General features: G+C 73.7%; 16 protein-coding genes. 13 read left to right on the forward strand and 3 right to left on the reverse strand.

The genetic code is table 11. The features are described 5' to 3' along the window. The first annotated feature begins 111 nt into the window (after positions 1-111). The 5 genes from ACFVUH_RS26205 (at position 112) to ACFVUH_RS26225 (ending at position 7,043) form a co-directional block, all read left to right on the forward strand. Positions 112-1,767 (forward strand): ATP-binding cassette domain-containing protein, encoded by a 1,656-nt coding sequence (locus tag ACFVUH_RS26205; protein WP_387915643.1) that lies wholly within the window; start codon positions 112-114, stop codon positions 1,765-1,767. Positions 1,768-1,770: 3 nt separating this feature from the next. After that, entirely contained in the window at positions 1,771-2,676 is a 906-nt protein-coding gene (locus ACFVUH_RS26210) for a hypothetical protein (RefSeq protein WP_355365070.1), read from the forward strand. A gap of 120 nt (positions 2,677-2,796) precedes the next feature. Continuing rightward, entirely contained in the window at positions 2,797-3,729 is a 933-nt protein-coding gene (locus ACFVUH_RS26215) for a FadR/GntR family transcriptional regulator (RefSeq protein WP_387915644.1), read from the forward strand. 521 nt (positions 3,730-4,250) lie between these two features. Continuing rightward, positions 4,251-5,900 carry an RNA polymerase sigma factor gene (locus ACFVUH_RS26220; RefSeq protein ID WP_387915646.1) on the forward strand — a complete coding sequence of 550 codons (1,650 nt, stop codon included), beginning with the start codon at positions 4,251-4,253 and terminating at the stop codon, positions 5,898-5,900. A gap of 342 nt (positions 5,901-6,242) precedes the next feature. Continuing rightward, positions 6,243-7,043 (forward strand): S1 family peptidase, encoded by an 801-nt coding sequence (locus ACFVUH_RS26225; protein WP_387915718.1) that lies wholly within the window; start codon positions 6,243-6,245, stop codon positions 7,041-7,043. Between the two features lie 191 nt (positions 7,044-7,234). Here ACFVUH_RS26225 and ACFVUH_RS26230 read toward each other — a convergent pair whose 3' ends face one another. Continuing rightward, positions 7,235-7,465, reverse strand: a complete 231-nt coding sequence (locus tag ACFVUH_RS26230) for a hypothetical protein (RefSeq protein ID WP_355365061.1) — start codon at positions 7,463-7,465, stop codon at positions 7,235-7,237. Positions 7,466-8,005: 540 nt separating this feature from the next. On the opposite strand from ACFVUH_RS26230, the gene ACFVUH_RS26235 reads away from it, so the two are divergent. From ACFVUH_RS26235 to ACFVUH_RS26260, 6 genes are all read left to right on the forward strand, one after another. Next, complete coding sequence (locus tag ACFVUH_RS26235; RefSeq protein ID WP_387915648.1) at positions 8,006-10,117, forward strand: type IIA DNA topoisomerase subunit B; 2,112 nt, start codon at positions 8,006-8,008, stop codon at positions 10,115-10,117. Between the two features lie 155 nt (positions 10,118-10,272). Next, positions 10,273-10,758, forward strand: a complete 486-nt coding sequence (locus tag ACFVUH_RS26240; protein ID WP_387915650.1) for a DUF1453 domain-containing protein — start codon at positions 10,273-10,275, stop codon at positions 10,756-10,758. A 30-nt stretch (positions 10,759-10,788) separates the two neighbouring features. After that, positions 10,789-11,958: a sensor histidine kinase gene (locus ACFVUH_RS26245; protein WP_387915652.1), complete on the forward strand. Its 1,170-nt coding sequence runs from the start codon at positions 10,789-10,791 to the stop codon at positions 11,956-11,958. After that, on the forward strand, positions 11,955-12,683 hold the full coding sequence (locus ACFVUH_RS26250) for a response regulator (protein WP_387915654.1): 729 nt from the start codon (positions 11,955-11,957) through the stop codon (positions 12,681-12,683). Before ACFVUH_RS26245 ends, ACFVUH_RS26250 begins: the two co-directional genes overlap by 4 nt. A 126-nt stretch (positions 12,684-12,809) precedes the next feature. After that, positions 12,810-13,310, forward strand: coding sequence for a DUF485 domain-containing protein (locus tag ACFVUH_RS26255; protein ID WP_387915656.1), 501 nt, complete (start codon positions 12,810-12,812; stop codon positions 13,308-13,310). Then, on the forward strand, positions 13,307-15,097 hold the full coding sequence (locus ACFVUH_RS26260; protein ID WP_387915657.1) for a cation acetate symporter: 1,791 nt from the start codon (positions 13,307-13,309) through the stop codon (positions 15,095-15,097). Before ACFVUH_RS26255 ends, ACFVUH_RS26260 begins: the two co-directional genes overlap by 4 nt. Positions 15,098-15,165: 68 nt before the next feature. On the opposite strand, the gene ACFVUH_RS26265 is transcribed toward ACFVUH_RS26260, so the two are convergent. Together ACFVUH_RS26265 and ACFVUH_RS26270 are read right to left on the reverse strand one after the other, a co-directional pair. Then, on the reverse strand, positions 15,166-16,074 hold the full coding sequence (locus ACFVUH_RS26265) for a sucrase ferredoxin (RefSeq protein WP_387915659.1): 909 nt from the start codon (positions 16,072-16,074) through the stop codon (positions 15,166-15,168). A 142-nt stretch (positions 16,075-16,216) separates the two neighbouring features. Beyond that, positions 16,217-18,667 (reverse strand): DNA topoisomerase (ATP-hydrolyzing) subunit A, encoded by a 2,451-nt coding sequence (locus tag ACFVUH_RS26270; protein ID WP_387915661.1) that lies wholly within the window; start codon positions 18,665-18,667, stop codon positions 16,217-16,219. A gap of 261 nt (positions 18,668-18,928) precedes the next feature. Here ACFVUH_RS26270 and ACFVUH_RS26275 point away from each other — a divergent pair, with 261 nt between their 5' ends. Both ACFVUH_RS26275 and ACFVUH_RS26280 read left to right on the forward strand, forming a co-directional pair. Further along, positions 18,929-20,284 carry a M16 family metallopeptidase gene (locus ACFVUH_RS26275; protein WP_387915662.1) on the forward strand — a complete coding sequence of 452 codons (1,356 nt, stop codon included), beginning with the start codon at positions 18,929-18,931 and terminating at the stop codon, positions 20,282-20,284. A gap of 20 nt (positions 20,285-20,304) precedes the next feature. After that, entirely contained in the window at positions 20,305-21,672 is a 1,368-nt protein-coding gene (locus ACFVUH_RS26280; protein WP_387915720.1) for a M16 family metallopeptidase, read from the forward strand. Positions 21,673-21,737 lie beyond the last annotated feature (65 nt).

Below are 21,737 nucleotides of genomic sequence, written 5' to 3' on the forward strand. Positions count from 1 at the left end.
GTAATGCCCGGAATCGCCGCCGTGGCCCCCTAATGTGCTGGCGCGGAACCGTACCGGCGCGATCCGGCGCCGCGCGGAGCAGGTCGGCCGAGGGCATGGGAGCAGCCAGCGATGATCCAGATCACCGGACTGACCAAGGTCTACCGCCGGGGCGTTCCACCGGCGCTCCTGGACCTGACCTTCGACGCCCGCCCGGGTGCGGTGACGGCGCTGCTCGGTCCCGAGGGAGCGGGCAAGTCGACCGCGCTGCGGCTGATGCTGGAACTCGAACGCGGCCGGGGCGTCACGCTCTTCGCCGGCCGGACCTACCGCCGGCTGCGGCGGCCCGAGCACGAGGTCGGCGTGCTCCTCGCCGGAGCGGGCGGTGCGCCGGTGGCGGCGGAGACCGTCGGACACCCCGACCGGAAGGCCCGGGGACACCTCAGGATGCTGGCCGCGGCCGTCGGGGTGCCGACCCGGCGGGCCGACGAACTGCTGGAACAGACCCGGCTCGCGGCCGTCGCCGACCAGCGACTGCGCACCTTCTCGCCCGGGATGCACCGCCGGCTCGCGCTCGCCGCCGCGCTGCTCGGCGAGCCCGGCACGCTGCTCCTGGACGCGCCCACCGAGGGGCTCTCCCCGCGCAACGTGGAGTGGTTCCACTCCTTCCTGCGCTCGTTCGCCGCCGCCGGCGGCACGGTGCTGGTCACCACCCGCACCCCGCAGGAGGCCGCCGCTCTCGCCGACCGGGTGATCACCCTGGACGAGGGCCGGATGGCGGCCGACCAGCCGGTGCCGGAGTTCCGGCGCACCAGGCTCAGCCCCGAGGTCGCCGTCCGGGGACCGCAGATGGCCCGGCTCGCCGATCTGCTGGCGGGCCACGGCGCGCAGGTCCGCCGGGACGGCGGGGCTGGGCTCGCGGTGGCCGGGATCGGCCGGACCGAGATCGGCGAACTCGCCTACCGGCACGGCATCCTGCTGCACGAGCTCGCCGACCGGGTGGTCGAGCAGCCCGCCCCCAGGGCCGCCCTGCCGGCCGGCTCCGGACGGTCGGGCCACCTCCGGACGCAGGCCGGGCCCGCGCCGGCCCGGCCGTCGAAGCCCCGGGCGGCGGGGGACGGGGCCGAGGAACGGCCGGGCGACCGGGCCACGGCACCGGCGACGGCAGCGGTGATGGCAGCGGTGATGACACCGGCGACGGCCGAGCGGACGACGGCGATGCCGGTGGTCCGGCCGCCGGCGGAGGAACCGGTGCCGGAGGGAGCGGCGCCGGAGAAGACGGTTCCGGAGAAGGCCGCGACGGTGATGCGGCGGGGCGCCGTCGATCGGGAGCGGGACCCGGCGCCCACCCTCGCGCTGCCGGTCGCGGCCCCGGCGGGCCTCTCGGCCGCGACCGCGCTGTCGGCGCTGACCGCCCGCAGCGGGATCAGGGCCGTCCCCCGGCGCGCGCCCGCCGAGAGCGGGCGGGCCCTGCCGGCGGCCGGTGGCGGTGGGCGGCGCGAGGAGGAGGGCTCGCCGGTCGTCGCCGTCGACCGGCTCTTCCGGGACGGGCTGACCGGCCTCGTCCGCCCGGCGGACGGCCGCCCCGGCGAGGCCACGGACCTCAGGGCGGACGACACCATCCGCCTGGGCCGCGTCGCGCACCCGCCCGCCGCGCACCCGCCGGTCACCCGGCCGCCCGCCGTACAGCCCCCCGTCGCGAAGCCGCCCGCCGCCCGTCCGGCCACCGAGCAACTGCCCGCCGAGGCCCCCGTCGTTCCCCTGACCTCTGACCTTCGGAGCGAGTGAACCGTGCGAGTTCTGGCATACGAGCTGCGCCGGGTGCGCGGCCTGCGTTCGACCTGGCTGCTGCTCGGCCTGGTGCTGATCGCCGACGCCGCGGTCGCGGGCGTGCTGGCGAACCGGACCGCCGACGGCGAGCTGGACGGTGCGGCGGCGGTGCGGCTGCTGACGGCGGCGGTCCCGCTGGTGCCGCTGCCGTTCGCGGCGCTGGGGGCCGGGCTGCTGGGCGCGCTGTCGTACGGGCACGAGGTCCGGCACCCGGGGCTGGCGGCCTCCCAGGTGGGCTGTCCGCGCCGGGTGCGGATGCTGGCGGGCAAGCTGCTGGTGACCGGCGCGGTCGCGGCGCTGCTGGCGCCGCTGACGCTGCTGGTCGACGCGGTGACCGTGCACTTCGCGCTGCCGGCCGGGGTGGCGGTCGAGGCCTGGTCGGACCCGGACGCGCTCTCCGGGCGGGTCGTACGGGTGCTGGCCCGGGCCGGTCTGGGCGGGGCGGACGCGCTGCCGGGGGCGCTGGCGCCGCTGGCCCTCGGGGCCGGCCACGGGACGCCGGCCGCGCTGCTGGCGTTCGTCCTGCTGGTGGTCGTGGCGGCCTGGACCGGGGTGCTGGCCGCCGCGCTGACCCGCAGCACGGTCGCCGGGATGCTGCTGCTCTGCGCGCTGCCGCCGCTGCTGGAGTCCGGGGTGACGCTGCTGCTGCGGTGGACCGGGACGCCCTGGCCGGCCCGGGCGGCGGAGCTGCTGCCGTTCCACTCCGGGATCGAGTGGGCGTACGGATGGGTGTACGGCGGGGGCCGCCGGGTTGCGGCGGGCGGTTCGGTGCTGTCCGATCCGGCGCTGCTGGCCGCGGTGACGGCGCCGGCCTTCGTATTGCTGCTGGTCACCCTGGCGGTGCAGGTCAGACGCCGCGCGCTGTGACTCCCGGCCCGCCGGGGGCGGTTCGTCTGCGGTTCGTCAAGATCGACCAAGGGTGACCGCAATGCGTGCTTCGCCCTGATAAGAAGTCAATTATCCAGTCACGGTCGATCACCCTTTCGTGTGCTTTTCACGAGAATTCTCAAGCTGCGCCCGCCGATCGCCGACAAAGGACCTGTGAACACCCTTGCGCACCCCACCATGACCCCCGCCCGTTCCGTCGACGGGGCCATCTCCGGCCCCGCCGACCTGGACCGCTTCTCCTACGCCGACCGGCCCACCCCGCCGGCGCCCCGCTGGGAGGGCGCCGAGTCGGACCTCGCCCGGGTCGGCCGCAAGACCACCAGCAGCCGCGGCCGCGGCCTGCACGGCCAGCTCGTCCAGCAGCTCGGCCAGATGATCGTCTCCGGCGACCTCGGCGCCGACCGGCCGCTCGTCCCCGAGGAGATCGGCCAGCGGTTCGAGGTCTCCCGCACCGTCGTCCGCGAATCGCTGCGGGTGCTGGAGGCCAAGGGCCTGGTCAGTGCCCGCCCCAACGTCGGCACCCGGGTCCGCCCGGTCAGCGACTGGAACCTGCTCGACCCGGACATCATCGAGTGGCGCGCCTTCGGCCCGCAGCGCGACGAGCAGCGCCGGGAGCTGTTCGAGCTCCGCTGGGCGATCGAGCCGCTGGCCTCCCGGCTCGCCGCCGGGCACGGCCGGGAGGACGTCCAGCAGCGGCTGGCCGAGCTGGTCGAGATCCTGGGGCACGCCTGCGCCCAGGCGGACCTCGCCACCTACGCCCGGGCCGACGCCGAGCTGCACGGGCTCGTCCTGCAGCTGGCGGGCAACCGGATGCTGGAGCACCTCTCCGGGATCGTCGCCTGCGCGCTCCAGGTGTCCGGCGGTCCGGCCACCTCCTGCGAGCGGCCCTCGGAGCCCTCGGTCGGGCTGCACGCCCGGCTGGTGGACGCGCTCGGCACCGGTGACGGCACCGCTGCCGAGACCGCGATGCGGGCGCTGCTCACCGTCCACCCCGAGATCGAGCCCTCCGTCCCGGCACCCCGGGAGCACTGAGCGGACCGTTCGGCGACCGGGCGCCGCACCTCGGCCCCGCGACCCGTCCACGGACCGCCCCGTCATGATCCGTCCGACCGAGACCCTCCCCGCGGCCTTACGCCGCCCCCTCCGCGACCCGGGCCCTCCGGCTGCCGCCACGGTGCAGCCGGGGGGCCTCCGCGTTTTCACCGGCGGCCGCCGACGGAGCCGAATGTCGTGTCCATGGAGAATGGTTGGTGCGCGGGTGGGGGATGATGGAAGTCGGCCCCGGGCCGCGGGGCGCCGTCCGGTGTGACCCGCGACACGAAGGCCATGCGTAACACTTGACGAGTAGCAGCGATGTGTCCTGAGCGGAAGCAGCTCCGGAATACCCCAACATGTCAGAATGCTGTGTTGGTCTGCGGCGCTGCTGCCGTCCTGCAAACCCAGTCCTCAAGCCCGAGTCGGTCGGAATCGACACCGCGTGCCCGACGCGCGTTTTCCTTCCCCGCCCGCTCGGGCGGCCGGTACGGGTTCGAGTCCACTCATCGTCCGAGAGGTTGTTCGTGTCGGCCAGCACATCCCGTTCGCTTCCCCCCGAGATCGCCGAGTCCGCGGCTCTGCTGGCGCTCATCGAGCGGGGCAAGGCCCAGGGGCAGATCGCCGGTGACGACGTGCGCCAGGCGTTCGAGGCGGACCAGATCCCGGTCACCAAGTGGAAGAACGTCATGCGCAGCCTCAACCAGGTTCTGATTGAGGAGGGGGTGGATCTCATGGTCAGCGCGGCCGAACCGGCCGGCGCCAAGCGCAAGAGCGTTGCCGCCAAGAGCCCCGCCAAGCGCACGGCGACCAAGGCGGTCACCACCCGGACCCCGGCCGCTCCGTCGGCCCCGACCAAGCCGCCCGTGCGCATCGCGCCCGGTGCGACCATCTCCACCCCGGCGGTCGCGGCCGCCGCGGCGCCGGTCGGCACGGTGTCCGCGGAGATCACCTCCGCCGCGACGGCCCCGGCCGCCGAGGCGAAGGCCGCGCCGGCGAAGAAGGCGGCCCCGGCCAAGAAGGCCGCCGCCAAGAAGACCGCCGCGCCGGCCAAGAAGGCCGCCGCCAAGAAGACCGCCGCCGGCAAGACGGCCAAGGGTGACGAGGAGCTGCTCGGCGAAGAGGAGCTGCTGGAAGAGGTGGCCCTGCCGGGCGACAAGCCCGGTACCGAGGGCGACGCCCCGGAGGAGGAGTCGGAGGGCTTCGTCCTCTCCGACGACGACGAGGACGACGCGCCCGCCCAGCAGGTCGCCGTCGCCGGTGCCACCGCCGACCCGGTCAAGGACTACCTGAAGCAGATCGGCAAGGTCCCGCTGCTCAACGCCGAGCAGGAGGTCGAGCTCGCCAAGCGGATCGAGGCCGGCCTGTTCGCCGAGGACAAGCTCTCGGCCGCCGACAAGCTCGCCCCCAAGCTCAAGCGCGAGCTGGAGATCATCGCCGAGGACGGCCGCCGCGCCAAGAACCACCTGCTGGAGGCCAACCTCCGCCTGGTCGTCTCGCTGGCCAAGCGCTACACCGGCCGCGGCATGCTCTTCCTGGACCTCATCCAGGAGGGCAACCTCGGTCTGATCCGTGCGGTCGAGAAGTTCGACTACACCAAGGGCTACAAGTTCTCCACCTACGCGACCTGGTGGATCCGCCAGGCGATCACCCGCGCGATGGCCGACCAGGCCCGCACCATCCGCATCCCGGTGCACATGGTCGAGGTCATCAACAAGCTGGCCCGCGTCCAGCGCCAGATGCTCCAGGACCTGGGCCGCGAGCCCACTCCGGAGGAGCTGGCCAAGGAACTCGACATGACCCCGGAGAAGGTCATCGAGGTCCAGAAGTACGGTCGCGAGCCCATCTCGCTGCACACCCCGCTGGGCGAGGACGGCGACAGCGAGTTCGGTGACCTCATCGAGGACTCCGAGGCGGTCGTCCCGGCCGACGCGGTCTCCTTCACCCTGCTCCAGGAGCAGCTGCACTCGGTGCTGGACACCCTGTCCGAGCGCGAGGCGGGCGTGGTCTCGATGCGCTTCGGCCTGACAGACGGTCAGCCGAAGACGCTGGACGAGATCGGCAAGGTGTACGGGGTCACCCGTGAGCGCATCCGCCAGATCGAGTCCAAGACCATGTCCAAGCTGCGCCACCCGTCGCGCTCCCAGGTGCTGCGCGACTACCTGGACTGATCACCCGCTGGACTGATCACCGGTACCGGTCACCGGTACCGAACGGAAGGCCCGGAGCCCTGCGCTCCGGGCCTTCCGGCCGTTCGGGGCGGGTCGACGTCAGCGTCCGGGTGGCCGTTGTCGCTCGTCCGGGTGGTGGTTCGGCGGTGATCGGTCGCGGATCGTAGCCGGTCACCTACGCTGTGCCGGTTGCCTGCTGCCGAGCCACCTGGAGCCACGGTGTCGCCCACCCCGGACCGTCCGGACCGCGTCGATCCACCGACCCACGCGCCCGCCGCGGCGCCCGTCGCACCCGCGGCCGCGGGCCCGGTGTCCCGGCGGCGCCGGGCCGCCGCCCTGGCGATGCTGGCCGCGCTGCCCGCGCCGCTGCTCGCCCTCGGCCCGTCCGCGCCGGCCGCCCAGGCCCGGCCGCAGGGCCGGATCGTCGGCGGCGGGGCGGTGACCACCGGCGACCACCCGTGGATGGTCGCGCTGTCCAGCCGCCAGCAGTTCGGCTCCGGCCGCTCGGGCCAGTTCTGCGGGGGAGCGCTGGTCACCCCGACCAAGGTGGTCACCGCGGCGCACTGCTTCTACGACGAGTCCAGCGGGCGCCGGGTGGAGCGGCCCGGTCTGCGGGTCGTGGTCGGCCGGGACGACCTGCGCGGTTCGGCCGGCCGCGAGGTGGCGGTGCGCACCGTCTGGGTCCACCCCGACTACTCCTTCACCACCAACATGAACGACGTGGCGGTGGTCACCCTGACCGAGGCGCAGAGCGGTCCGGTGATCGACCTGGTCGGCCAGGGCGAGACGGAGCCCTACCGGCCGGGGACCAGGGCGCAGGTGTACGGCTGGGGGGACACCACCGGCCGCGGCGACTACTCGCCCGCGCTGCGCAGCGTGGACGTGCCGGTCATCCCCGACCAGGCGTGCGCCCAGGCCTACCCGGGCGGCCCGGAGGGGCGCTTCGACGCCCGGGGCATGGTGTGCGCGGGTGAGCAGCGGGGCGGCAAGGACGCCTGCCAGGGGGACAGCGGCGGACCGCTGGTGGTCGCCGGCCGGCTCGCCGGGCTGGTCTCCTGGGGGACCGGCTGCGCCGAGGCGGAGCATCCGGGCGTCTACACCCGGATCGCCTCGGTGGCCGACGCGGTGCGTTCCGCTCTGTAACCGTTCGGGCACCGGGTGCCGACCCCTCCGGGCCGCGCCCGGGACGCGGGCGGGGCGGCGGGTGGAGCCGGTCCGGGAACGACGAAGCCGGACGACCGGCCCCCGGAGGGGCGGTCGCCCGGCTCACCCGGTCACGCGCGGTGCGGTACCGGACACACAGCTCGACGCTGGTTGCTGTTTGGCGCCTCGGATCAGCGCTCGTCGTCGTCGGCCGTGGCGGACGTGCTGCCCAGGCGGCCGCTCTCGTCCTGTATCTCCACGGCGATCTTCTTGAGCTCGGGCTCGAACTTCCGGCCGTGGTGGGCGCAGAAGAGCAGCTCTCCACCGCTGGCGAGTACGACGCGCAGGTAAGCCTGGGCGCCGCAGCGGTCGCAGCGGTCAGCCGCGGTCAGCGGGCTCGCAGGTGTCAGAACAGTAGTCACGTCGCCTCTTCTCTAGCTCGACGAGCTGTCGTACCAGGGTCAACATCCAACCAGGCCGAAAACGTTCCCGCTCGTGGCTTTTCTTCTCTGAGGATTCTGCTGTGTTGATGAGGACGTGCCCCGGGGGCCGGTGGTTCATGCGTACCGAATCCCAGGATCCGCCCGTCGCTCGAACGCCCGATCGGAACCGGGTGCCGGAGTCCGCGTAGCATAATCCTCTGCTGGGTTGGAGCATAAGCCCCGTCCCGGGCCCCGGTAGCCTGCATAACGGCAGTTCCGGAGCCTGTGCCCGGTCCCACGGTCCGCCAGGAGCGGTGGTACCGGGAGGAGATGGAGCCCCGGCGACCCGAATCCGGCACGGTCCTTGTTCGCGCAGCGCGTACAAGCTGCGCGGGACGGGCCCGCCGTGCTGTGCACCCAGCGGAGGGGTGCGCACACGCAGGGGAAGCGGCTGTCGGTGCGGCGTGCTGCACTGGCGGACGGTTCCGGACACGTCCGGATGTGACCGATGAGACAGAACTTGACCGAGGAGAGTGCCGCGTGAGTGCCGAAACGACCGTGCCGTCCGCTCTGCTGGCCGGCGACGACGGTTCCAACTACACCGCTCGGCACCTGCTCGTCCTGGAGGGCCTGGAGGCGGTCCGCAAGCGCCCCGGCATGTACATCGGCTCGACCGACAGCCGTGGCCTCATGCACTGCCTCTGGGAGATCATCGACAACTCCGTCGACGAGGCGCTGGGCGGCTACTGCGACCGGATCGAGGTCGTGCTGCACGAGGACGCCTCGGTCGAGGTCCGCGACAACGGGCGCGGCATCCCGGTGGACGTCGAGCCGAAGACCGGGCTCTCCGGCGTCGAGGTCGTGATGACCAAGCTGCACGCCGGCGGCAAGTTCGGCGGCGGCTCCTACGCGGCCTCCGGCGGTCTGCACGGCGTCGGCGCCTCCGTCGTCAACGCGCTCTCCGCCCGCCTGGACGTGGAGGTCGACCGCAGCGGCCACACCCACGCGATCAGCTTCCGCCGCGGCACCCCCGGCATCTTCACCGAGTCCGGGCCGGACGCCCCGTTCGAGCCGGCCAACGGCCTGACCAAGGCCCGCAAGGTGCCCAAGACCCGCACCGGCACCCGGATCCGCTACTGGGCCGACCGGCAGATCTTCCTCAAGGACGCCCGGCTCTCCCTGGAGCACCTGCACGCCCGGGCCCGGCAGACCGCCTTCCTGGTGCCCGGCCTGACCATCGTCGTGCGTGACGAGCGTCTCACCGAGAGCGAGAAGGTCGAGGAGAGCACCTTCCGCTTCGACGGGGGCATCGCCGAGTTCTGCGAGTTCCTGGCGCCCGACAAGCCGATCTGCGACGTGCTGCGGCTGAACGGCGAAGGCACCTTCAAGGAGACCGTGCCCGTCCTGGACGAGCTCGGCCACATGACGCCGACCGAGGTCACCCGGCACCTCGGGGTGGACATCGCGCTGCGCTGGGGCGCCGGTTACGACACCACGCTGCGCTCCTTCGTCAACATCATCGCCACCCCCAAGGGCGGCACCCACGTCACCGGTTTCGAGCGCTCGCTGGCCAAGACGGTCAACGAGGCGCTGCGCGCCGCCAAGCTGCTGCGCGTCGCCGAGGACGACATCACCAAGGACGACGCCACCGAAGGCCTCACCGCCGTGGTCACCGTCCGGCTCGCCGAGCCGCAGTTCGAGGGCCAGACCAAGGAGGTGCTCGGTACCTCGGCGGCCAACCGGATCGTCGCGGCCGTCGTCGCCAAGGAGCTCAAGGCCTTCCTCACCTCCGGCAAGAAGGACGAGAAGGTCCAGGCCCGGGCGGTGCTGGAGAAGGTCGTGGCTGCGGCCCGCACCCGGGTCGCCGCCCGCCAGCACAAGGAGGCCCAGCGCCGGAAGACCGCGCTGGAGACCAGCTCGCTGCCGGCCAAGCTGGCCGACTGCCGCAGCGACGACGTCGACCGCAGCGAACTCTTCATCGTCGAGGGCGACTCCGCGCTCGGCACCGCCAAGCTGGCCCGCAACTCCGAGTTCCAGGCCCTGCTGCCGATCCGCGGCAAGATCCTCAACGTGCAGAAGGCGTCCGTGAGCGACATGCTCAAGAACGCCGAGTGCGCGGCGATCATCCAGGTGATAGGGGCCGGTTCGGGCCGCACCTTCGACATCGACCAGGCCCGCTACGGCCGGGTCATCTTCATGGCCGACGCCGACGTCGACGGCTCGCACATCCGCTGCCTGCTGCTGACGCTGTTTCAGCGCTACATGCGGCCCATGGTCGAGCAGGGCCGGGTGTTCGCCGCCGTGCCGCCGCTGCACCGGATCGAGCTCACCAACCCCAAGCGCGGGCAGGAGAAGTACCACTACACCTACTCGGACGCCGAGCTGCGCTCCACCCTGCTGGAGTTCCAGCGCAAGGGCCTGCGCTGGAAGGACCCGGTCCAGCGGTACAAGGGTCTCGGTGAGATGGACGCCGACCAGCTGGCCGAGACCACCGTGGACCCGCGCCACCGCACGCTGCGCCGGATCAACCTGGGCGACCTGGAGCAGGCCGAGAAGGTCTTCGACCTGCTGATGGGCAACGACGTGGCGCCGCGCAAGGAGTTCATCGTGGACTCGGCGGCCACCCTGGACCGCTCGCGCATCGACGCCTGAGCCGTCCCGGCGCCGGAAGGGCCCTCCACCCGCGGGTGGAGGGCCCTCGTGCGTCCGTTCCACCTGCCGTCCACCCGGGCGCCGATGCGCCGCGGGCGCCGGATCCGTAGCGTCAAGGAGGTCAGCCGGATCAGCCTCCCGGACGGAGAAAGCCGATGTCTGCCCAGGTCAACGCCGCTCTGGTGGTCGTGGTGATGCTGCTGGTGCTGCGGCGCCAGATGAGCGCCCGGCGGCTGGACACCGAACGCCGCTTCTGGGTGCTGCCGGTGGTCCTCGGCGCGGTCGCGCTGCGTGACCCGCAGCTGCTCGACCACCGGGACACCGCGTGGTCCGCCGTGCTGGTCGGCTCCGGGCTGCTCGCGGTGCTCGCGGCGGGCTCGGTCTGGGGCTGGACGGTCCGGATCTGGCGGGATCCGGACGGGGCGCTCTGGGTCCGGGGCACCGCGGCGACGCTGGCCGCCTGGGGCGGGCTGATCGCGATCAGGTTCGGTCTGTTCGGGATCGGGGAGGTCCTGCACCTGCACCAGTCGAGCAGCGCGCTGCTGCTCGGGCTGGCGGTCCTGCTGCTGGTCCGCACGCTCGTGGTGAACTGGAGGGCGCGGGCGCTGGAGCCCCCGGGGCGGGCGACCGAGTCCTGCTGACCGTCGTCGTGAACTCACCGGGAGGAACGTTTGGCCGAGGGGTACTGGACCCGCTGGCCGGCCCATGAGGGGCTGCGGCACGACGCCGAGAGCCGGCCGCGGCGGATCCTCACCGCGCTCGGCCGGCTCGTCGTCCTGGTGAGCGTCTGCTGGGGGACGTTCGCCGGCGGCAGGTACAGCGGCTGGGCGATGGTGGCCGGGGCGGTCGGGCTGGTCGCGGCGGTCGGCCTCGCCGCCGGCTACCTGCACGCCAGCCGGGAGCAGTGGGCGACGCGCTCGTACCTGCTGGCCGCCGGGGTGTTCGTGGCCGCCTGGCTGGCCAACTGGGGGAAGGCCTACCTGCTCTCCGACGTGCTCTGGTACGGACTGGCGGTGACCGCGCTGATCCGGCTGCCGGTCGGGCCGGCGCTGATCGTGGCCGGGGCCTCGCTCGGCTCGTACGCCGCGGTGAGCTGGGCGAGCTGGCTGAGCATCACGGCCACCGCCGGCGGACTGGTGCTGCTCGGCCACCTGCTGCGGCTGGACACCGAGGCGCGCGGCACCGCGCGCCGGCTGCTCGACCGGGAACGGGCCGCCCGGGCCGCCGAGGCGGAGAGCGCCGCGCTCGCCGAACGGGCCAGGATCGCCCGGGAGATCCACGACGTGCTGGCGCACAGCCTCTCCGCCCAGCTGGTCCACCTGGAGGCGGCCCGGCTGATGCTGGACTCCGGCACCGACCGGGAACGGGTCCGGGAGCGGGTGGTGGCGGCGCGGCGGATGGCGCAGGACGGGCTGGCCGAGACCCGGCAGGCGCTGTCCGCGCTGCGCGGCGAGTTCACCCCGGTCGGCGAGTTCCTGGTGGAGCTGACCGGGGTGGAACGCGCGGCGTTCGGGGTGAGCGGGACACCGCGTCCACTGGCCGCCGAGGCGGGGCTCGCGGTCCGGCGCACGGCGCAGGAGGCGCTGACCAATGTGCGCAAACACGCCCCCGGCGCGCGCTGCACGGTCGAGCTCCGCTATCTGACGGACGAGGTGGAGCTGGAGGTGCGCGACCAGCGCGACCAGCGGGCCGGACGGGCCGGGGCGCCGGGCGAACTGGCGGCCAGCGGCGGCGGGTACGGTCTGCTGGGAATGCGCGAACGCGCGGAACTGCTCGGCGGCACCCTGCTGGCGGGCCCGCACGAGGGAGGATGGCGCGTGCTGCTGCGGGTGCCGGCATGACGGGGCCGAGGGACGTCAGGGTACTGGTCGCGGACGACCAGACGGTGGTCCGCGAGGGGATCGTGATGCTGCTCGGGCTGCTGCCCGGGATCGAGGTGGTCGGCTCGGCGGCGGACGGCGAGGAGGCCGTCGCGCTGGTGGCCCGGCACCGGCCGGACGTGGTGCTGATGGACCTGCGGATGCCCCGCTGCGACGGGGTCGAGGCGACCCGGCGGATCCGCGCCGGGTACCCGGGCACCGAGGTCGTGGTGCTCACCACCTACGCGGACGACGACTCCCTGTTCCCGGCACTGCGGGCCGGGGCGCGCGGCTACCTCACCAAGGACGCGGGCGCCGAGGAGATCGCCCGGGCGGTCGCGGACGTCCGTTCGGGGGCGGCCGGGCTCTCGCCGCAGGTGCAGCTGAGGCTGCTGGAGCGGCTGGCGGGCGACGCCCCGGCCGCGCCGGAGTGGGATCCGGGTGCCGGAGCGGGTCCGGCACCGGCTCCGGCACCGGGTCCGGCACCGGCGGCGGAGGGGCTGCCGGCCGGGCTGACCGCGCGGGAGGCGGAGGTGCTGGGGCTGATCGCCCAGGGGCTCTCCAACACCGAGATCGCCCGGCGGCTGTACGTCAGCCCGGCCACCGTGAAGACCCACATCAACAACCTGTTCGCCAAGACCGGCGTGCGGGACCGGGCGCAAGCGGTCGCGTACGCCTTCCGACACGGAATCACCGGGTCTCCGTAGTAGTCGGATGAGCGTCTGTCGGATCATCGATCACCTCATCGAGTGAACGTATCTGCGTTGGGAGTTTGGGGAGTTGTGGCGCCCCCATCATGGTTCGCGTCACAACCCCCCGGTCCAGGAGCAGCCGTGCCACAACAGCAGACGAGAAACCCCGAGCCGGGAGGGCAACTGGACTGGTGGGCGCCGACTCCGGTGATCCCGCCGGAGCCGGCAGCCGTGCCGGAGTCGGTGCTCGTGCCGGAGCCCGTGTTCGTGCCGCAGCCGCTGCTCGCACCGGAGCCGTTGCCCGCGTCGGAGCCCGTGCCGGGGCCCAGCAGCATCGAGGTGTACCGGGCCGTCCAGCGCAGCGCGGCCTTCCAGCGGATCCGCCACAGCTACCGGACGTTCGTGTTCCCGGTCAGCGGCGTCTTCCTCGCCTGGTACCTGCTCTACGTGGCCGCCCAGGCGGCGGCGCCCGCGCTGATGCGCACGCCGGTCGCCGGCCCGGTCAACGTCGCCTGGCTGCTCGGTCTCCTGCAGTTCGCCACCACCTTCGTGCTGGCCTGGCTCTACGCCCGCAACGCCCGCACCAAGCGCGACCGGGCCGCCCTGTCGCTGCGCTGGGACACCCAGGACCAGCTGCGATGAGGACCTCCACCCCGCCCCCCGTCGCCCCCGCCGGGGACCACCACGCCCTGGCCGTGGTGCTCTTCGCCGTCGTCGTCCTGGTCACCCTGGGCATCACCTTCTGGGCCGGTCGCCGCGGCAGCGCCGCCGAGGACTTCTACGCCGGCGGCCGCGACTTCACGCCGCTGCAGAACGGCTTCGCGCTCTCCGGCGACTACCTCTCCGCCGCCTCCTTCCTCGGCGTCGCCGGGCTGATCGCGCTGTACGGGTACGACGGCGTGCTCTACAGCATCGGCTTCCTGGTCGCCTGGCTGGTGGTGCTGATGCTGGTCGCCGAACTGGTCCGCAACGCCGGCCGCTACACCCTGGCCGACGTGCTGGCGCTGCGGTTGCGCCGGCGCAAGGTCCGGGCGGCGGCCGGCGGCGCCAGCGTGGTCGTCACGCTGTTCTACCTGGTCGCCCAGATGGTCGGCGCGGGCAGCCTGGTCGCCCTGCTGCTCGGTACCAACAGCGCCCAGGCCCGCACCTGGACCATCGTGGCGGTGGGCGGTCTGATGATCGTCTACGTCACGATCGGCGGCATGCGGGCCACCACCTGGATCCAGATCGTCAAGGCGTTCATGCTGGTCGCCGGCTCGGTGGTGCTGACCGTGCTGCTGGTGGTCCGCTTCCACGGGGACGTCGCCGAGCTGATGCGGCAGGCGGCACAGCACAGCGGCGCCGGGCAGCGCTACCTGGAGCCCGGGCTCAAGTACGGCAAGAGCTTCACCAGCCGGCTGGACTTCTTCAGCCTGGGCCTGGCCCTCGTGCTGGGCACGGCCGGTCTGCCGCACATCCTGTCCCGCTTCTACACCGTGCCCACCGCGCGGGCCGCCCGCCGCTCCACGATGTGGGCGATCGGACTGGTCGGCGGCTTCTACCTGATGGCCATCGCCCTGGGCCTCGGCGCCACCGCGCTGATCGGCTCGGCCGAGGTCCGGCAGGCCAACTCGGCGGGCAACACCGCCGTCCCGCTGCTCGCCCTGGTGCTCGGCGGCGGCAACGGCTCCACGGGCGGGGTGGTGCTGTTCGCGCTGATCTCGGCGATCGCCTTCGCCACCATCCTGGCGGTGGTCGCCGGGCTCACGCTGGCCTCGTCGGCGGCGTTCGCCCATGACATCTGGGCGGGAGCCTGGCGGGGACGGCCGCGCGACTCACGCGGCCCGCGCGGTTCACGGGGCTCGCGCGGCGGGCGCGGGCGGCGCGCCGCGGTCCCGGCCTCCCGGCGGTCACGCCGCGGGGCGGACGACGGGGACGGACCGGATGCCGGTCCGTGGACCGGCGGGGCGGAGACGGAGGCGGACGGCGCGTCGGCGGTCGCCGAGCACAAGGAGGTCCTGGTCGCGCGGATCGCGGCGGTCGGGATCGGTGCGGTGGCGATCGTGCTGAGCCTCTTCGCCCAGCAGTTGAACGTCGCCTTCCTGGTCGGCCTGGCCTTCGCCGTCGCCGCCTCGGCCAACCTGCCGGTGCTGCTCTACAGCCTGTTCTGGCGGCGGTTCACCGCCCGCGGCGCGGTCTGGGCGGTGTACGGCGGGCTGGTTCCGGCGGTGGTGCTGGTGGCCTTCTCGCCGGTGGTCTCCGGCACCAAGGTGGCGCTCTTCCCCGGGATGGACTTCCACTGGTTCCCGCTGGAGAACCCGGGCATCGTCTCCATTCCGCTCGGCTTCCTGGCAGGCTGGATCGGCACCCTCACCTCGCCCGAGCCGGCCGACCCGGACCGGTACGCCGAGCTGGAGGTCCGCTCGCTGACCGGGGCCGGGGCGGTCTGAGCGACCGAGGAACGAACGACCCCCGGCGGGCATCCGCCGGGGGTCGTCCGTTCGTCACCGAGGGTCCGTCAGAGCTCCCGGAGGGAGACGACCTCCATCCGGGACGGGGTGGCCGGGGCCTTGCCGCAACTCTCCGGGCGGGCCGGCTCGCTGACGCCCTCGACCACCTCGGCCTCCCAGGACCGGCCGTCCTCGTGCCGGACCCCGACCCGCCAGCGGCCCGCACCGTCCGGCCGCTGCGCCACCGTGAGAGCCTCGGCCCCGGTCTCGCCGGTGGCCAGCCGCACGGCGTGGTCGGCCGCCTGGCCCGGGCGCTCCCAGCCGGAGCAGCCGCGCGACCACTCCGGCACCATGTGGCCGGACGCCGTCGCCGCCAGCACCTCCTTGGCGGACTCGGCGGTGAGCCGGCCGTACGCGTAGCCGTACGGCAGCACCAGCATGGTGGGGGAGAAGCGGTGGCCGCCCAGGTGGGTCACCTCCCACACCTCGCTGTGCCCGGCGGCGGCCAGGTCGGCGGCGAGCGGGCGGCCGAGCAGGGCGCAGCAGCGGTCCCGGCGGCCGTTGGTGCACACCAGGGCGATCGGGCCGCCGACGTGCGGTGCGCCGAGGCCGCCGTGGTCGCCGGCGCCCAGCGCCGCGAAGTCGAGGGCCAGCAGCTCCGCCGGGTCCGTCACCGCGTGGCGGCGCACCCAGCTGCGGCCGGCCGCCGGGACGGTGTGCGCCACGAGCACCTCGTGCCGGGCCGTCGGCAGGCAGTCCGCGTGCCGCCCGGGCCGGCGGATCAGCGCCACCCGCACCCCGGTGCCGGCGGCCGCGGCATCGAGCGCGCGCCCCACCTCCGGGTCCAGATGGCTCTCGCCGAGCGCCTTCGCGCCCCACGGGCCGTTCTGCTCGACCAACAGCCAGGTCGTCGCGGTCGCGGCGGTGGCGGCCAGCGGCTCCGACAGTTCACGCGACAGCGTCGCACAGGTGCTCACCCCGGTAAGGCTACCCTTGCCCGCCGATCGGGGCGCGGTCGCCGGGGAGGGGAGGACGGCGGGCCGGTGGGGCGGCGCCGGGAATGCCGCAGGGGCGCCGGAACGGGGAGGTCCGGCGCCCCTGCGGGGGAGTGGGGGTGGGTCAGGCGGGGCCGGCGACGGTGCCGATCGGGGCGGTGACGGGGGTGCCGGAGCCGTCGCGGCGGGGGTCGCGGTCGGGGAGGTCGACCGGGGCGCCCTTGGCGGTGGCGGCACGGGCCGGGGCCGGGCCGGCCCAGGCGAAGGCGAGGGCGTCCTCGCCGCGCAGGAAGCGCTGGCAGCGGACGCCGCCGGTGGCGCGGCCCTTGCGCGGGTACTGCTCGAAGGGGGTGACCTTCCAGGAGGACTGGTCCTCGCCGGCGAGCGTGCCGGAGGTGCCGGCGACCGAGACCACCACCGCGTCGGCGGCCGGGTCGACGGCGGTGAAGGAGAGCACCCGGGCGCCGTCGGCGAGCTTGATGCCGGCCATGCCGCCGGCCGGGCGGCCCTGCGGGCGGACCTGTCCGGCGGGGTAGCGCAGCAGCTGGGCGTCGGAGCTGATGAAGACGAGGTCCTCCTCGCCGGTGCGCAGTTCGACCGCGCCGACCACCTCGTCGCCGTCCTTGAGCGCGATCACCTCGAACTCGTCCTTGTTGGCGGGCCATTCGGGGACCACCCGCTTGACGACGCCCTGGACGGTGCCCAGCGCCAGGCCGGGGGAGGACTCGTCCAGGGTGGTCAGCGAGAGGACCCGCTCGTCGGCCTCCAGCCGGAGGAACTCGGTGACGGCGGCGCCGCCGGCCAGCGTCGGCGAGGGGGTGGGCGGCAGCGCCGGCAGGTCGATGACCGGCAGTCGCAGGACCCGGCCGGCCGAGGTGACCACGCCGACGTCGGCACGGGCGGTGGTCGGTACCGCGGAGACGATCACGTCGTGCTTGGCGCGCTTCTCGGAGAGCTCGAACGGCTCGCCGTCGGCGGTGCGGGCGAGCAGGCCGGTGGAGGAGAGCAGCACCCGGCACGGGTCGTCGGCGACCTCCAGCGGGACGGTCAGCGAGGCGGCCGGCGCGGCGCCGGCCTCCAGCAGGACGGTGCGCCGCTCGGTGCCGAACTGCTTGGCGACCGCGCCGAGTTCGCCGGAGACGACGCTGCGCAGCTTGCTGTCGGACTCCAGGATCTCGGTCAGGTCGGCGATCTCGGAGATCAGCTTGGCCTGCTCCTGCTCCAGCTCGACCCGGTCGAAGCGGGTGAGCCGGCGCAGCGGGGTGTCGAGGATGTACGCGGTCTGCGTCTCGGACAGCGAGAAGCGCTCCATCAGGCGCTCCTTGGCCTGGGCGGCGTTGTCGCTGGACCGGATGATCGCGATGACCTCGTCGATGTCGACCAGCGCGACCAGCAGGCCCTCGACCAGGTGCAGCCGCTCCTGTCGCTTGCGGCGGCGGAAGTCGCTGCGCCGGCGGACCACCTCGAAGCGGTGGTCGACGTAGACCTCCAGCAGCTCCTTGAGGCCGAGGGTGAGCGGCTGGCCGTCGACCAGCGCCACGTTGTTGATGCCGAAGGTCTCCTCCATCGGCGTCAGCTTGTAGAGCTGCTCCAGCAGGGCCTCGGGCACGAAGCCGTTCTTGACCTCGATGACCAGGCGCAGGCCGTGCTCGCGGTCGGTGAGGTCCTTGACGTCCGCGATGCCCTGGAGCTTCTTCGCGTTGACGAGGTCCTTGATCTTGGAGATGACCTTCTCCGGGCCGACGTTGTACGGCAGCTCGGTGACCACGATGCCCTTGCGGCGGGCGGTGACCGCCTCGATGGTCGTGGTGGCGCGGATCTTGAAGGTGCCGCGGCCGGACTCGTAGGCGTCCCGGACGCCGGAGAGGCCGACGATCCGTCCGCCGGTGGGCAGGTCCGGGCCGGGGACGAACCGCATGAGGGTGTCGAGGTCGGCGTTCGGGTGCTTGATCAGGTGGCGGGCGGCGGCGACGACCTCGGAGAGGTTGTGCGGCGGCATGTTGGTGGCCATGCCGACGGCGATCCCGGTGGCGCCGTTGACCAGCAGGTTGGGGAAGGCGGCCGGCAGCGCGAGCGGCTCCTGCTCGCTGCCGTCGTAGTTGGGGCCGAAGTCGACGGTCTCCTCGTGGATCGACTCGACCATGGCCATCGAGGCGGCGGTGAGCCGGGACTCGGTGTAGCGCATCGCGGCCGGCGGGTCGTCGTTGCCGAGCGAGCCGAAGTTGCCGTGGCCGTCGATCAGCGGCAGCCGCATCGAGAACGGCTGGGCCATCCGGACGACCGAGTCGTAGATGGAGGCGTCGCCGTGCGGGTGCAGCCGGCCCATCACCTCGCCGACCAGGCGGGCGCACTTGACGTGGCCGCGCTCCGGGCGCAGGCCCATCTCGTTGGCCTGGTACAGGATGCGGCGGTGCACCGGCTTGAGGCCGTCCCGGGCGTCCGGGAGGGCCCGGGAGTAGATGACGGAGTAGGCGTACTCGAGGAACGAGCCCTGCATCTCGTCCACGACGTCGACGTCGAGGATGCGCTCCTCGAAGTCTCCGGGGGGCGGGGTCTGCGAACTGCGGCGGGCCATCGCGGCGGGGCTCCCTTACGTCTCGCTTGCGTCTCGTCCACGTCTCGTCGGCGCGGTTGTCGCCGGGGCTGTCGGCGGTTCTGTCAACAGGGCTCGGCGCCCCCATTGTGGACCCTCCCGCCGACAGTCCCGGCCAGCGCCCCTCTTCCGCCCCTGGCGAACGCCCCGTCCGCGCGGACACATCCGCGCGGTCCGCGCGTTGCACCACAATGGGGGACGCCACACGAACCCCGACTTCGACGACGGGAAGGACCCGAGCGCATGGCCAACCCGGCCCCCGCCTCCCAGCGAGGCATCGCCATCACCGAGCACCGCCTGGCCAATGGCCTGCGCGTCGTCCTCTCCGAGGACCACCTGACCCCGGTGGCCGCGGTCTGCCTCTGGTACGACGTGGGCTCCCGGCACGAGGTGAAGGGCCGCACCGGGCTGGCCCACCTGTTCGAGCACCTGATGTTCCAGGGATCCGCCAACGTCTCCAACAACGGGCACTTCGAGCTGGTCCAGGGCGCCGGCGGTTCGCTCAACGGCACCACCAGCTTCGAGCGCACCAACTACTTCGAGACCATGCCGGCCCACCAGTTGGAGCTCGCGCTCTGGCTGGAGGCGGACCGGATGGGCTCGCTGCTGGCGGCCCTCGACGAGACGTCGATGGAGAACCAGCGCGACGTGGTGAAGAACGAGCGCCGCCAGCGGTACGACAACGTGCCCTACGGCACCGCGTTCGAGAAGCTGACCGCGCTGTCCTTCCCGGACGGCCACCCCTACCACCACACCCCGATCGGCTCGATGGCCGACCTGGACGCGGCCACCCTGGAGGACGCCCGGGCGTTCTTCCGCACCTACTACGCGCCGAACAACGCGGTGCTCTCGGTGGTCGGCGACATCGACCCCGAGCAGGCCGTCGCCTGGGTGGAGAAGTACTTCGGCAGCATCCCGGCGCACGACGGCAAGCAGCCGCCGCGCGACGGCAGCCTGCCGGAGACCGTCGGCCGCGAGCTGCGCGAGCTGATCCGCGAGGACGTGCCGTCCCGCGCGCTGATGGCGGCCTACCGGCTGCCGCACGACGGCACCCGCGAGGCGGACGCCGCCGACCTGGCGCTGACCATCCTCGGCAGCGGCGAGTCGAGCCGGCTGTACAACCGGCTGGTCCGCCGGGACCGCACCGCCGTCGCGGCCGGCTTCGGCCTGCTGCGGCTGTCCGGTGCGCCGAGCCTGGGCTGGCTGGACGTCAAGACCTCGGGCGACGCCACCGTCGAGCAGATCGAGACGGCCGTCGACGAGGAGCTGGCCCGCTTCGCGGCCGAGGGGCCGACCCCGGCCGAGCTGGAGCGCGCCCAGGCGCAGATCGAGCGCGAGTGGCTGGACCGGCTCACCACGGTGGCCGGCCGCGCCGACGAACTCTGCCGCTTCGCCGTGCTGTTCGGCGACCCGAAGCTGCTGAACGACGCCCTGCCCAAGGTCCTCGACGTCACCGCCGAGGAGGTGCGGGAGATCGCCGCCGCACGGCTGCACCCGCAGAACCGGGCGGTGCTGGTGTACGAGCCGACCCCGGCCGAGGACACCGCCGACGACACCGCTGCCACCGCCGAGACCGACGAGGAGGGCGCCGCCGTATGAGCACCGAGTACGTCCCCGCCATGACCTTCCACCCGCAGCCCCAGCCCGGCACCCCCAGCCCGTGGGCGTTCCCGGCACCGGAGCGCGCCGCGCTCGGCAACGGCATCACCGTGCTGCACTGCCACCGCCCCGGCCAGCAGCTGGTGGCCGTCGACGTGCTGCTCGACGCGCCGCTCGCGGCCGAGCCGGAGGGCGTGGACGGCGTCGCCTCGATCCTGGCGCGGGCGTTCAGCGAGGGCACCGACACGCTGACCGCCGAGGAGTTCGCGGCCGAGCTGGAGCGGGCCGGCGCGACCCTGGACGCGCACGCGGACCACCCGTGCATCCGGGTCTCGCTGGAGGTCCCGGCCTCCCGGCTGGCCCGCGGCCTGGACCTGCTGGCCGCCGCGCTGGGCAGCCCGGCGCTGCCGGAGGACGAGATCGAGCGGCTGGTCGCCAACCGGCTGGACGAGATCGTGCACGAGCAGGCCAACCCGGCCCGGCGGGCCGCCAAGGCGCTGTACGCCGAGCTGTTCGACGGCGCCGACCGGCTGTCCCGGCCGCGGGCCGGCACCGCCGAGACGGTCAAGACGATCGACCGGGCCGCCGTCCGGGCGTTCTACGAGGCGCACGTGCGGCCCGCCACCACCACCGTGGTCGTCGTCGGCGACCTCACCGGCACCGACCTGCCGGCCCTGCTGGAGTCCACCCTGGGCGCCTGGAAGGGCTCCCCGGCCGAGCCGAGCGCGCACGCGCCGGTGACCGCCGACGACACCGGCCGGGTGATCATCGTGGACCGGCCCGGGTCGGTGCAGACCCAGCTGCTGATCGGCCGGATCGGTCCGGACCGGCACGACCCGGCCTGGGCCGCGCAGATCCTCGGCACCTACTGCCTGGGCGGCACCCTCACCTCCCGGCTGGACCGGGTGCTGCGCGAGGAGAAGGGCTACACCTACGGCGTGCGGGCCTTCGCCCAGCCGCTGCGCTCGGCCGCCGACGGCAGCGGGCGCTCCCTGCTGGCGATCAGCGGCTCGGTGGACACCGCCTCCACCGCCCCGGCGCTGGCCGACACCTGGACCATCCTGCGCACGCTGGCCGCCGAGGGGCTCACCGACGCGGAGCGCGCCGAGGCGGTGCAGTTCCTGGTCGGCGTGGCACCGCTGAAGTACGAGACGGCGGGCTCGGTGGCCGGCACCCTGGCCGACCAGGTGGAGCAGCACCTGGCCGACGACTTCCAGGCGGAGGTCTACCGGCAGCTGGCCGAGCTGCCGACCGCCGCCGCCACCGAGGCCGTGGTCAAGGCCTTCCCGCCGGACCGGCTGGTCACCGTCCTGGTCGGCGACGCCTCGGCGTTCGCGGACCGGGTGCGGGAGCTGGGCATCGGTGAGGTCACCGTGATCGGCGCCTGACCCGGCACGGGCGGCCAGGGGCCCGGTGGAGCGTTCCGACGCTCCGCCGGGCCCTTTGCCGTCGT

This window comes from Kitasatospora sp. NPDC058032 (genome assembly GCF_042885845.1).
Taxonomy (GTDB): Bacteria; Actinomycetota; Actinomycetes; order Streptomycetales; family Streptomycetaceae; genus Kitasatospora.

Bases quoted from the DNA above. Each gene is read 5' to 3' on its own strand.
- ACFVUH_RS26205 (WP_387915643.1), top strand. From the start codon at position 112: ATGATCCAGATCACCGGACTGACCAAGGTCTACCGCCGGGGCGTTCCA.
- ACFVUH_RS26225 (WP_387915718.1), top strand. From the start codon at position 6,243: ATGCTGGCCGCGCTGCCCGCGCCGCTGCTCGCCCTCGGCCCGTCCGCG.
- ACFVUH_RS26240 (WP_387915650.1), top strand. From the start codon at position 10,273: ATGTCTGCCCAGGTCAACGCCGCTCTGGTGGTCGTGGTGATGCTGCTG.
- ACFVUH_RS26250 (WP_387915654.1), top strand. From the start codon at position 11,955: ATGACGGGGCCGAGGGACGTCAGGGTACTGGTCGCGGACGACCAGACG.
- ACFVUH_RS26260 (WP_387915657.1), top strand. From the start codon at position 13,307: ATGAGGACCTCCACCCCGCCCCCCGTCGCCCCCGCCGGGGACCACCAC.
- ACFVUH_RS26270 (WP_387915661.1), bottom strand. From the start codon at position 18,667: ATGGCCCGCCGCAGTTCGCAGACCCCGCCCCCCGGAGACTTCGAGGAG.
- ACFVUH_RS26275 (WP_387915662.1), top strand. From the start codon at position 18,929: ATGGCCAACCCGGCCCCCGCCTCCCAGCGAGGCATCGCCATCACCGAG.
- ACFVUH_RS26280 (WP_387915720.1), top strand. From the start codon at position 20,305: ATGACCTTCCACCCGCAGCCCCAGCCCGGCACCCCCAGCCCGTGGGCG.